Below are 12,286 nucleotides of genomic sequence, written 5' to 3'. Positions count from 1 at the left end.
TACTAAAGGAGCGTATCGGAGATGATCCTGGCACCAGATACCGGGCCATGGACAGCCTGGGCATTGAGGCCATGGTGGCGAAGGTCTTCCGCGAGGCCCTCTGCTGCTGTGGGATTACGGGCCAGCAACGCCACCGTTGGGCCGGAACCGGATACGAGGCCGGCGATGGCGCCACGGGATTCACCGAGTCCAAGGGTATCCCGCAGCCCGGGCGCCAGTTCAAACGAGGCGCGCTGCAGGTCATTGACCATCACCCGGCTGAGGGCGTCGGCGTCGCCGCTCCGCAGCGCCTTAAGGATCTTGGGATCGACGGCGGTGGGCTCGTCAATCGGGAGTCTTTCCGCGTCGCGCAACTTGTCCAGGGTCCGGAAAACCTCGGGAGTCGGCAGGCCAAAATCCGCTGTTACGAGCACCCAGTCCGTTTGCGCCTTGGCGAGGGCTGGCGAGAGTTCATCGCCCACGCCGAGCCCCACAGCTGTTCCGCCCAGCAGCGAAAACGGGACGTCAGCGCCGAGCTCAGCTGCCAAGTGAGCGAGTTCGTCACGGGAAAGTCCGCTGTTCCACAGTGCGTCGCAGGCCACCAGGGTGGCTGCGGCATCGGCAGAACCGCCTCCCATTCCGCCTGCAACGGGTACCCGCTTGGTGATTTCCAGATGCACGCCGGTGGAGTGCTCGGACACATCGGCCATGATCGCCGCAGCCTTATAGGCAAGGTTCCGCCCGTCGAGAGGAATGTCCACGTCGTCAAGGTCCAGGGTGCTGGCGGGGGCAATACTGACTGTAATCCCAGGGGTTGCGGTACTGGTGGCGGCTACTTCTTCATAGAGGGAAACAGCCAGGTAGACGCTTGCGACTGAGTGATAGCCGTCTTCCCGCAGCGGTCCCACACCCAGTGAGACGTTGACCTTGCCCGGAGCCTTGGCCCGAACAGTACGTGCTGCAAAGCGCCCTCTCACTGCGTTCATGAGTCCAAGCTATGGCATGGCAGGGCGGCGCTCCAAGAAACACCGGGGCGCAGGAACTCACACTTCCTGGATCGCATGGGCTTCTGCGATCCTGGCAAAGCCAGTGATATCTATGACCTCGCCACGCGCTGACGGGTCGATGCCTGCCGCCCGCAGGCACCGTTCGGCTTCCACCGCGCTTCCGGCCCATCCGGCGAGGGCAGCGCGAAGTGTTTTGCGGCGCTGGGCGAATGCGGCATCAATGACTGCGAACACCTGTTCCCGGCTGGCTGTCGTGACGGGGGCTTCCCGGCGGGTGAAGGATACGAGGCCCGAACTGATCTTTGGAGCGGGCCAGAAAACGTTCATGCCGATGACGCCGGCCTTCCGCATGCTGCTGTACCAGGCAGCCTTCACAGACGGCACGCCGTAGGTCTTCGAGCCAGGGCCGGCAGCCAAACGGTCCGCCACTTCATCCTGGACCATCACCAGGCCGTGCCCAAGGCTTGGGAAGTGCTGCAGGAGGTGAAGCACGACGGGGACCGCCACGTTGTAGGGCAGGTTGGCCACCAGCGCGGTCGGTTCCACCGGCAGGCTTGTCACCTTCATGGCGTCCGCAAGTACCAGGTGAAAGTCATCGGCGGCATGCGGGCGCCACGCCTTCACGGTTTCCGGCAGTTTTCCGGCCAACAGAGGATCGATTTCGACGGCGACAACGGCTTTGGCTGAGTCCAGCAAACCCAGGGTCAGTGAGCCTAGTCCGGGGCCAACCTCAAGCACTGTTTCATCAGCATGAATGTCGGCCACAGAAACGATCCGGCGGATGGTGTTTCCGTCAATGACGAAGTTTTGACCGAGGGTCTTGGTGGGACGGACCCCGATCTCCTCAGCAAGCCTGCGGATGTCGGAGGCGCCCAAAAGGGGTGCGGGCGCCGCGGTGCCGGGCGTAGCGGGAGTCGGTTCAGTCACCTAGGTATCCTATCCCGTCAGGCCAGGCAGGCCGTGGCCGTGGAGACGGGAAAGGCCGGGCCCGGATTGATCCCGGCCCGGCCTTGCGTCCCTTACCGCTGTGGTCAGCTGCGGTAAGGGACCTGCCTTCTTTACTTGCTTGAGCTTGTCAGCTGGTGGCTGCCCAGCCGCAACCCCAAGGCTGGAGTCCACGCTGCGCATAGACGCGGTTGGCGATGTCGATCTGCTGGGCTTTTGTTGCCAGGCTGGCATTTGACGCGTAGGCCCCGCCGCCCGAACCGATCCAGGTCTGGATATCGAACTGAAGTCCGCCATAGTAGCCGTTTCCGGTGTTGATGGACCAGTTTCCGCCGGACTCGCACTGGGCGATCTTGTCCCACATCGCTTCATTCATCATTGCCGGAGCCGCTGCCCCGGTGCTGGTGCCGGCCGGGGCTGCTACAGGTGCTGCCACTTTGGTCCCTACCGTCACTTTTTCAGTGACGGGCTGGGAAGTGACGTTCTCGGAGACGAGGGTCCGGGAGGCTTCGCGTCCATCAACAAGAACCAGCTTGAAGGTCTTGTCAACCTTGCCGGCGGTGCCGGCCTGGGTGACCTTCTTCTCCCCCTTGGGCAGGTCAGCGCTTTCCGAAGACAGGGTCTCAAAAGGGATCTCTTCGGAGGTGGTGGCAGTCTTGCTGGCGTCAACCCGGGAAACCTTGATGACCATGTCGCTCACAACCGGGGCGTGGGCGGGCTGCGAACTGCGATCGCTTGCGCCGAGGACGATGCCTGCATCCTCGAGAACGTCGGCGACAGTGGGGGCTGTCGTGGTGGTTTTGCTCGCTTTGCCGTCTGCCACAATGCTTACGTTCTTTGGTGTGGAGATAGTGACAAACGATCCAGAGACGGCCAGTTGCGAGTCCTTCGGAACAGACACGGAGGATGAACTGGCCACCCCAAGCTCGGTGACGAGGCCTTCGACGTTTGCAGAAGTGGTGCTGACTGTCTTTTCCGCGCCGTCCAGGTTGATCTTCACTGCCTTGACGCGGTTGACGTTGATGACTGAGCCGTTTTCAACCATTGCATCCGCCGAGGGGGATACACGGTCTGCTGCCTGCAGTTCCACCTTGGCGGCCTTTACCACTTGACCGACAGTGCCTCCGAACGTCTGGACGGAGCTTACCTGGCCGTCAACGTTCAGTGTGATTGTTTTGTTGTTGCCGACAAAGGCCACGAGTCCCAGAACGAGTGCAGCAAGCACCACCAGCTGTGTACCGACCTTGACGACGCTTAGCTTGCCGTCGGAAGTGAATAGTTTGACCACGATTGCCCGTAACTTTTGAACCATCCGGGCACGGGGAATAACGCACAGGCCTATTGCAAACTCGATTGCCCTCAGGGCAAAGCCGGACATCGTCCGAAAGCTTGCAGCACGCCTGTGCGCCGCCACACTTGAGCTCCCCGCGCGCGCGAACGGTGCGGCACGGAGAGTAGTGAATTATCCGAAGGCCTTCCCCGACCCCGGCTAATAGTTGTCCACTGTAACCGAAGCGTTATAAAGCAACCAAGAATTTTGCATACCCGGTATAGTCACCATCCCGTCAGGAGGGCAGGCAGTTCAGTCCCAAGAGCCGTAAGCCCGCAAGGTATTTGCAGCAATTCCAGAGCACAGCCCGGACAGCTCGGAGCCTGTCAATTCCGCCATCGCGCGGACTGTGTAAGGAATCATGTAGCTGGCATTCGGGCGGCCACGGAACGGGTGTGGGGTCAGGTAAGGGGCATCGGTTTCAACCAACACCCGCTCCGGTTCGGCTATTGCAAGTGCCCTCTGGAGATCGCGGGCGTTCTTGAATGTCAGCGTCCCGGCGAAGGACATGTACCAGCCCTCGTTGTTGCAGATTCGCGCGAGGTCCTCATCGCCGGAAAAGCAGTGGAAAACCACCCGTGACGGGGCGCCTTCTTCCTTCAGGACCTGAACGACGTCGTCATGGGCATCACGGTCGTGAATCTGCAGCGTGAGGTCCAGCCGCTTGGCGATATCGATGTGGCGTCGGAAGGAGTAACGCTGATGGGCAAGGCCTTCCCCCTCCGTACGGTAGAAATCCAGTCCTGTCTCACCGATAGCGCGGATCCTGGGATGCGAAGCAAGCGTTTCTATTTCCGAAAGGGCATCCTCGAGTTCCCCTTTCCGGGCGTACTCGGGTGCGTCATTGGGGTGAATCGCCACCGCCCCCAGGAGGCGGGAATCCCCTTCCACTGCCTGAACGGTAAACCGTGAGGACTCAAGATCGCATCCCACCTGGACAGCGCCCTGGACCCCAACAGCTGCGGCCGCATCCAGGGCGGCAGAGACATCCACTGTCAGGGATCCCGAACGGAAATCCAGATGCGTGTGATTGTCCATGACTGGTACGGGGAGCGGTTCGGGCGCGGGCGGGTAGCCGTGTCTGCCGGAACCGTCGCTGCCAGGCTCGCGGAAGGGCACGGGAGTCAGCGGGTTGAGCATCCCTCTACCTTAACCGGGCCAAGTCCCCAGATTTACCCGGAACTCTCTGTTAGGCCCGGCAGTTGTGTTAGTAGTCTGGTACCAAGACAGGCACACACCCGTTGGCGGGCGCCGGCTGTCCCAGCCGTCCCGTCGAGTTCCCCCAGGGCTGAAAGGTTGCCGATGGACCCCCAGCGACACATCACCGTAGATGAAGCGCTTCCCGAAAGGCAGGGCCTGGCTGTTGCTGCGGCAGCGGCCGGGCACGTGAACGGACACCGGCCCGCAGCGATGCGGGCCGAGGCCTTCCACGCTGCCAGCGAGCGGATTCTGACGGCCATCAACACTGTGATCGACGGGAAGGCAGACGCCGCCAAGCTCGCCCTGACCGTTTTGTTGGCCCAGGGCCACCTGCTGCTGGAAGATGTGCCGGGAGTAGGCAAGACGCTCCTGGCCAAGACGCTGGCGCGCACCATTGACTGTTCCGTCAGCCGCATTCAGTTCACCCCGGACCTCCTGCCCTCGGACGTCACGGGCGTGTCGATCTACAACCAGGCCTCACGGCTTTTCGAGTTCCGGCCGGGAGCGGTGTTCGCCAACATCGTGATCGGCGATGAGATCAACCGGGCATCTGCCAAAACCCAGTCGGCACTTCTGGAGTGCATGGAGGAGCACCAGGTCACGGTGGACGGCGATTCGTACCATCTGGATGAGCCGTTCATGGTGGTGGCAACTCAAAATCCGATCGAGATGGAGGGAACCTATCCCCTTCCCGAAGCGCAGCGGGACAGGTTCATGGCACGAATTTCCATGGGATACCCGGATAAAGACTCCGAAATAGAGATGCTGGAGACGCATCAGGCAACGTCTCCCCTGGCCAAGGTCTCAGCTGTGGTTACGGCGGCTGACGTCGCTGCAATGATCACCACGGTGCAGCAGGTGTATGTTTCCCAGGCCGTGAAGGAATATACGGTTGCCATCGGGCGGGCCACCCGGGAAAGCGCCCTTCTGCGCCTCGGAGCGAGCCCCCGCTCCCTGCTTCAATTGCTGCGGGCCGCCAAGGCCACAGCCGCCTTGGAAGGAAGGGACTTTGTTCTTCCGGATGATGTGATGAGTATTGCCGAATCGGTCCTCGCGCACAGGATCATCCTGGACCGGAAAGCGGCCAGCACCGGCGAAAGCCCGCAAAGCGTCATCCGGGGAATCCTCGCCAAAATTCCGGTCGAACAGGATGTTGCCCTCTCCGCGGCGAGGTTGGCTGGGCAACGCGGACTGGATCCGGGGCAAACCCTGCGGAACCGCAGTTAGCAGGAACGCACGTTGGCTCTCCTCGATCACCTTCCCAAGCACATTTTCAGTACCCGCGGCTGGGGCCTCCTGGCCACCGGCGTTCTGGCACTCCTGCTCGCGCAAGTGATGGGGCGGCGCGATCTCCTCACATTGGCCCTGTTGCTCATCCTGTTGCCGCTTGTGGCGCTGCTCGGAGTCAGGATCCTGAAGCCTAGGTTCCAGGTCTACCGGGAGTTCAACCCCTCCACCGTTGAAACCTCCGCCACCACAACCGTCAGGCTTGCCGTGGCGCGGACCGGGGCAGGCGCGGGTGTTGTGATCATGGAGGAGAAGCTTCCGCCGCGGTTCGGGGAGTCCCCGGCATTCCGGTTCCCTGCCCGCTCCGCAGTCGGCGGAACCAGCCGCTACGAGTACCACCTGCGGTCCGGGAAGCGCGGCCAATTCACCATCGGCCCGGTCACAGCGGAATTCAGTGATCCCTTTGGGCTCTCCCTCCACCGCCATTCCATTGACGACGGCGACACGCTCACCGTGACTCCCGCCGCCGTCGAACTGCCCATGACTGGGCTCGCGGGTGCCCGCGGCAGCGACGGAGTGACCGCCACGCGGATCCGGGCCAATCCGAGTGATGATGACGTCATGACACGGGAGTACCGCCACGGTGACCCCATGCGGAGGGTGCACTGGGCAGCAACAGCGCGGCACGGCGAGCTGATGGTGCGGCAGGAGGAATCAGTCACGACGCCGGAAGCCACCGTCATTCTCGATCAGAGGTACACCGCTTTCCACAACGGTCTTGGTTCGGTCTTCAGTGGAGCACATGGAGATCCCGGCCAGGAACTCGTCACCAGCGACACCTTTGAATGGGCCGTTACAGCGGCAATGTCCATCAGCGCCCACCTGGCTGAGCGAAACTACGTGCTTCGGTTCCTTGATGCGCACGGGGATCCTGCCTTCCTTCACTCCCCTTCGGCGCCCGACCCGGAGTCTGAGGACTTCAGCGGAGCCGCCGGACTGCAATCCGTCGCAGAAAGCCTCGCAGCAATCCAGCTTTCAGGTTCCCATCACATCCGCCGGGACTCCGGCCGAAGGGAAAGCGGGAGAAGAAATGGGGACCGCAGGGAGAGTGACACGGATGGCGAGAACCGGGAAACCCGGGAAAACTCCCTCCCGGTTGAGACCGGTCCCCGCCCATTTGACGACAGACTGATCGACAAGCTTTCCGCCCACCGCCTCCGGGGACCTCTCCTGGCCATCCTGGGAAAGGTGACCCTGCAGGAAGCCCGATCGCTGTCACAGGCAGCGGCCTTCGGCGCCAACGCCTTCGCCATCGTCATCACCGATCATCCGGAGGCTTCACACGATGCACTGGAGGCGCTGCGGCTTGGCGGCTGGCGGGCCATCGCGGTCAAGGCAACTACGTCCCTGCCCGCAGCCTGGGTCTCATTCGATGAGGGCGATGCCGCAGGCTCCACCGCGGCCGCTGATGTACGGCGTGGAGCAGGAGTAGACCGATGACCTTGACGCCACAACGGGCAGACACCTCAGCACCGGCGCTGGTCCTGGCTCCAACCGAGCCCGGCCGAGGTGCCCCTCGCCGTGTAGGCCCCTACCCTTGGGCGATGGCGGCGGCCGTGGCGCTGGCCGTGAGTGGTGCCGCCTTGTCACTTAACGGGGTGTTGCGCGGCTGGGCCTGGTACATGCCTGTCGTGACCACCGTGATTGTTGTGGTGGTTGCCATGGCGTTGCTGCGCGCGGTCCGGGCCCAACCGCTGCTGGTTGCTGCAGGCGGCTTCGTCTCCCTGGTCCTTATCCTGACCTTCACCTTTTTCCGAAGGAACAGCATCGCCGGATTCATTCCATCCGGCGAAACGACGGAGATGCTGGGGCTGTACGTGCGCAGGGCCACGGAAACAGTCCTCGCCGAAAGTGCCCCCGTCGCCCCCAACGTTGGCATCGTACTGGTCACCTGCGCTGTTCTGGGGCTGGTGGTAATCCTGGTCGATGCGCTTGCCGTCCCCCTCGGGATGCCCGCCACGAGCGGTCTCGGATTGCTTGCGGTCCTGGTGGTTCCGGCCATGATCAAGCCCCAGAGCGTCGGGCTTCTGGCGTTCATCGTCACCGCAGCTGGCTACCTGATGATCGTGGGTTGCAGCCAGTGGTTCTCAGCCAACCGCCTACAGGTGGGAGCGGGCAGGAATCCGGGGCAGTTCAAGCGCGCTGCCATGACAGGCGGTGTGGCGCTCCTTGCCACGCTCCTGATGCAACCACTGATTCCAGGGTTCGAGAGGGGCACGTTTCCGCAAGGCTCACGTTTGAACCCGTGGGGTTCATCAAGTGGCCTTAACCCCATGATCAGCCTGGGCAACAGCCTTCGAAGCCCGACCGGGGAGGGACGGATTACGTATGCCTCCACGGCTACCTCGCCGCTGTATCTCAGATCAGTAACGGTGGACCGGTTCGACGGGGAGTCGTGGGCGCCTGATGACCGTGATGACACGCGTCGGGGAGGCGTGGCAAGGCTGGATCCGGGCTACGAGATCAGCGCCACCGAGATGGCCCGCAGCATTACGGTCATCAACGCAGGGCAATTCACCAGCCCGTATCTTCCTGTGCCATATGCACCTGCGGGTGTGAACGGCCTGGATGGCAGGTGGAGCTGGGATCCTTCCACACTGAGCATCAAGGGCGTTGACACCAATTCCCGGGGCCAGCAGTACGTGGTGGTCTCCAGCATGCCCACCTTGACAGCAGACCGGCTGGCCAGGTCGTCCGCTCCTGTACGGGGGATTTCAGACGATTTCATCCGCCCGCCGGCAGGGGTCCCGGACATCGTCCGGACCACGGCCGACACAATTACCCGGGAAAGCAACACATCGTATTCCAAGGCCCTGGCAATCCAGAGATACCTTCGTTCATCAGAGTTCACCTATTCGCTGGAATCGCCTGTCCAAGGTGGCTATGACGGCAACGGGCTGTCCGTCCTGGCCGATTTCCTCGCCCAAAAGAGCGGCTACTGCATCCACTACGCGTCCGCGATGGCTGTCATGGCCCGGCTTGAGGGTATCCCCAGCCGTATCGCCGTGGGTTATGCCCCGGGCAGGCCAACCGGGCAGACAGTTTCGCTGGCAGGGCAGGGCGCCGTGCCTGAGTATGAGGTGGACGCCCGGGATGCGCATGCGTGGCCAGAGCTGTACTTCGAAGGCCTGGGCTGGGTTCCGTTCGAACCGACACCCTCACGCGGAGTGGTTCCGGCTTACGCCTCGGAGACAAGCATCTCCGGCGGGGCCAGTACGAACCAAAACAATGACGACCTGATCCCGTCAGGCGCTGCCAGCGCCGCACCGCTTCCCAGCACCGCACCGGTGCCTCTTCCCAGCGGCGGGGCCGCTGGGACTGCCGGCTTCCAACTGCTGCCGTTTCTCTATGGTGCCTTGGGCGTCCTGCTGCTCGGCTTGCTCCTGGCTTCGCCGCGGCTGATCCGCACGGGGCTGCGCTCCCGCCGGCTAAGGCCAGGCCCTGCGGCCAGCGACGACGCTGCACTGCAGTCCTGGGCCGAGCTCCGCGATTTGGCCATTGACTACGGTGTACCGCCGCGGCCCAGTGAGACTCCCCGCCATTTCTCCGCCCGCCTACGCCGATCAGGAGCGCTGGGCGAGGAAGACGGCAGGGACGGTGCAGCCCATCGGGCCGTTGATTCGCTGGTGCAGGATTTTGAGCGCCGGGAGTATGGGCGGCCCCTGCGGTCACAAGCTGCACCCGGCGAGTCCCGGCCCGGTGGAACTCCTGCGGCAATAGCTGCCGCCCGGATAGACCTGATCATCGCTGCCCTGCGGGCTAATGCGCGGCGGCTGGTGAGGTTCCGGGCATCGTGGCTCCCGCCTGCCGTGATGGACCGCTGGCTGTCCACCCTCGGCACGCCATTCCGTGCAGTCTCCCGGAACGTTGCCTCCTGGCGGCGGGCCGCCGCACGAACATTGGTAAGGACGCGCGACGACCTGCGCCGGCTCAGGGAAGGCTAGCCAGGGAAGGCTGGCTGGAACGCCTGATACTGGAAGCCGGAGCGGAAGAGGCTATCCCGCGTAGGGATCAGCAATGCCGATGTACTGCGTGTAGAGGTACTCCTCGATGCCTTCGAGACCGCCTTCCCGCCCGAGACCGGACTGCTTCACGCCGCCAAAGGGAGCTGCGGCATTGGAGACGACGCCGGCGTTCAGGCCCAGCATTCCCGTCTCGAGGCGTTCTCCCATCCGAATACCGCGGTTGAGGTCCCTCGTGTATACGTAGGCCACCAGCCCGTATTCGGTGTTGTTGGCAAGACGGACGGCTTCATCTTCGGAGTCGAACGTGATGATCGGGGCTACCGGTCCGAAGATTTCTTCAGACAGGATCCGGGTGCCCTCCGTGACGCCCTTTAGGATGGTGGGCTGGTAGAAGTAGCCGGGGCCATCCACCGGGGCGCCGCCCGTTACGGTAACGGCTCCGGCAGCAACAGCGTCGGACACAAGTTCGTGCACCTTGTCCCTGCTCTTGGCGTCGATGAGGGGGCCGACCTTCGAGTTTTCTTCGGTTCCACGCGCTGTGGTCATTCCGGCCATTTTTGCCGCAAACTTTTCCGCGAATTCATCAGCCACTGACTCGTGCACAATGAAACGGTTGGCAGCAGTGCAAGCCTCGCCCATGTTCCGCAGCTTGGCGAGCATTGCCCCTGCCACTGCTGCGTCGACGTCGGCATCCCCGAACACCACAAAGGGTGCGTTCCCACCGAGCTCCATGGACGTCCTGAGGACGGTCTCCGATGCGTCCGAAAGCAGACGGCGGCCAACCTCAGTGGAGCCGGTGAAGGAGAGCTTCCTGAGGCGGGAGTCCTTGATCAGGGGGCCTGTGGTGGCTCCCGCCGTCGAGGTGGGGATGACGTTCAGGACGCCTGCCGGCAGCCCTGCCTCCATCATGACGGCTGCGAAGAGCTGGGAGGTGAGCGGGGTGAGGTTCGCCGATTTGAGCACCATCGTGCAGCCGGCAGCGACCGCCGGGGCGATCTTTCGGGTAGCCATGGCCAGCGGAAAGTTCCACGGCGTGATCAGCAGGCACGGCCCTACCGGCTTCTTCTGGACCAGGAGCCGGGACTTTCCATCAGGGGAGACTGAATAGCGTCCGAAAGCCCGGACTGCTTCCTCAGAGAACCAGCGCAGGAATTCTGCACCGTAGGTGACCTCGCCGCGGGCTTCGGCCAGGGGCTTGCCCATCTCGAGGGTCATCAACAGGGCAAAGTCATCGGCGCGTTCCGTCACAAGCTCGAACGCGCGACGCAGAATTTCCCCGCGCTCGCGGGCAGGAACCTTGGCCCAGGATTCCTGGGCAGCAGCGGCGGCATCAAGTGCTGCCGCGCCATCCTCTGGTCCGGCGTCGGCGATGCTGACCAGGGTGTTCCCGGTGGAGGGATCCTCGACGTCGAACGTCTTCCCGGACGCAGCCCGACGCCACTCGCCATTGATCAAAAGTCCAGTAGGAACAGAGGACAGCAACTCGCGCTCACGCTCCGCGGTTACAGTGTGGTGTGCAGTGACAGTCACGATGACTCCCTCGTCAGCAGTTGGGTATGGGTTCAGCCAGAAGCTGGATTACTGCCACCGTACTGCCCGGTTCTCGGGGGTGTCTACGAAATTGCGCACTGTGCGAAGCGGCTACTGCTGTGCACCTGCACAGCAGTCAGCGGGCAGCCAACACGGCCGAATACAGCTCACGTTTACTGACCCTGACGTCCTCAGCTACAGCTGCCACTGCTTCCTTGAGGCGGATGCCTTGGGAGATCAGTTCGTTGACTGCGGCAACATGGTCTTCAGGCTGTCCGGGTGCTTTTTCCGGCGCCCCGCCCACCACCACAGCTATTTCTCCCCGGACTTCCTGGGTCTCGGCCCACTCCAGCAACTCGCGCAGGGTCCCGCGTATCACTTCCTCGTACGTCTTGGTGAGTTCACGGCAGACGGCCGCCTGCCGTTCAGCACCAAACCGTTCATGCAGGGCACGCAGCATTGGCTCAAGCCGGTGCGGTGCCTCGAAGAAGACCATGGTCCGGCGTTCCTGATCGAGCTCAGCGAGCCGGGACGCACGCTCCCCCGACTTGCGGGGCAGAAAGCCTTCGAAGCAGAACCTGTCCGTAGGCAACCCGGACAGGGCCAGCGCAGTCAACACTGCGGACGGGCCCGGAACAGCCGTCACGGTGAGCCCTGCGGCAACCGCTCCCTCCACCAGGCGGAAGCCAGGATCTGAGACGGACGGCATGCCGGCATCTGTAACCATCACCAGGGTCTTGCCCGCCTTCACATGCTCAAGAAGCTCTCCGGTCTTTATGGCTTCATTGTGCTCGTGGTAGCTGATGATCCTGCCGGCGACGGTGATGTTCAGACTCTGGACGAGACGGTGCAGGCGCCTGGTGTCCTCAGCGGCGACGACGTCAGCCGTACCCAACAGCTCTATCAGCCTCGAGGATGCGTCGCCCACGTTTCCGATAGGCGTGGCCGCCAGTACGATTCGGCCCACGCCCCCGGCTTCGCTGCCCGGTTCATTGGCTGCGTCAGATGCATCCGTTGGCGCAGGGCTGAGGGGAGAATTGCTG

At 63.1% G+C, this 12,286-nt stretch carries 9 protein-coding genes; 3 read left to right on the top strand and 6 right to left on the bottom strand.

The window, feature by feature from the left end; genetic code table 11:
- Positions 1 to 2: 2 nt before the first annotated feature.
- From M1D88_RS06075 to M1D88_RS06060, 4 genes are all read right to left on the bottom strand, one after another.
- Entirely contained in the window at positions 3 to 965 is a 963-nt protein-coding gene (locus tag M1D88_RS06075) for a 4-(cytidine 5'-diphospho)-2-C-methyl-D-erythritol kinase (RefSeq protein WP_458113659.1), read from the bottom strand.
- A 57-nt stretch (positions 966 to 1,022) separates the two neighbouring features.
- Positions 1,023 to 1,913 carry a 16S rRNA (adenine(1518)-N(6)/adenine(1519)-N(6))-dimethyltransferase RsmA gene (gene rsmA, locus M1D88_RS06070; protein WP_458113658.1) on the bottom strand — a complete coding sequence of 297 codons (891 nt, stop codon included), beginning with the start codon at positions 1,911 to 1,913 and terminating at the stop codon, positions 1,023 to 1,025.
- A 148-nt stretch (positions 1,914 to 2,061) separates the two neighbouring features.
- Entirely contained in the window at positions 2,062 to 3,219 is a 1,158-nt protein-coding gene (locus tag M1D88_RS06065; protein ID WP_458114447.1) for a ubiquitin-like domain-containing protein, read from the bottom strand.
- A 294-nt stretch (positions 3,220 to 3,513) separates the two neighbouring features.
- Positions 3,514 to 4,401 (bottom strand): TatD family hydrolase, encoded by an 888-nt coding sequence (locus tag M1D88_RS06060; protein ID WP_458113657.1) that lies wholly within the window; start codon positions 4,399 to 4,401, stop codon positions 3,514 to 3,516.
- A gap of 162 nt (positions 4,402 to 4,563) precedes the next feature.
- On the opposite strand from M1D88_RS06060, the gene M1D88_RS06055 reads away from it, so the two are divergent.
- The 3 genes from M1D88_RS06055 to M1D88_RS06045 are packed head-to-tail and all read left to right on the top strand — an operon-like array spanning position 4,564 to position 9,692.
- Complete coding sequence (locus M1D88_RS06055) at positions 4,564 to 5,688, top strand: AAA family ATPase (protein WP_458113656.1); 1,125 nt, start codon at positions 4,564 to 4,566, stop codon at positions 5,686 to 5,688.
- Between the two features lie 12 nt (positions 5,689 to 5,700).
- Positions 5,701 to 7,188, top strand: a complete 1,488-nt coding sequence (locus tag M1D88_RS06050; RefSeq protein WP_458113655.1) for a DUF58 domain-containing protein — start codon at positions 5,701 to 5,703, stop codon at positions 7,186 to 7,188.
- Positions 7,185 to 9,692, top strand: a complete 2,508-nt coding sequence (locus M1D88_RS06045) for a transglutaminase TgpA family protein (protein WP_458113654.1) — start codon at positions 7,185 to 7,187, stop codon at positions 9,690 to 9,692. Before M1D88_RS06050 ends, M1D88_RS06045 begins: the two co-directional genes overlap by 4 nt.
- A 51-nt stretch (positions 9,693 to 9,743) precedes the next feature.
- Here M1D88_RS06045 and M1D88_RS06040 read toward each other — a convergent pair whose 3' ends face one another.
- A complete protein-coding gene (locus tag M1D88_RS06040; RefSeq protein ID WP_458113653.1) occupies positions 9,744 to 11,243 on the bottom strand; it encodes an NAD-dependent succinate-semialdehyde dehydrogenase in 1,500 nt (499 codons plus the stop codon).
- A 136-nt stretch (positions 11,244 to 11,379) separates the two neighbouring features.
- On the bottom strand, positions 11,380 to 12,210 hold the full coding sequence (rsmI, locus tag M1D88_RS06035; protein WP_458114446.1) for a 16S rRNA (cytidine(1402)-2'-O)-methyltransferase: 831 nt from the start codon (positions 12,208 to 12,210) through the stop codon (positions 11,380 to 11,382).
- Between the last annotated feature and the right edge of the window lie 76 nt (positions 12,211 to 12,286).

The organism is Arthrobacter sp. R1-13 (genome assembly GCF_054161475.1).
Note: the sequence above shows the minus strand (reverse complement) of the source record. Positions and strands in the feature narration are given on the sequence as shown.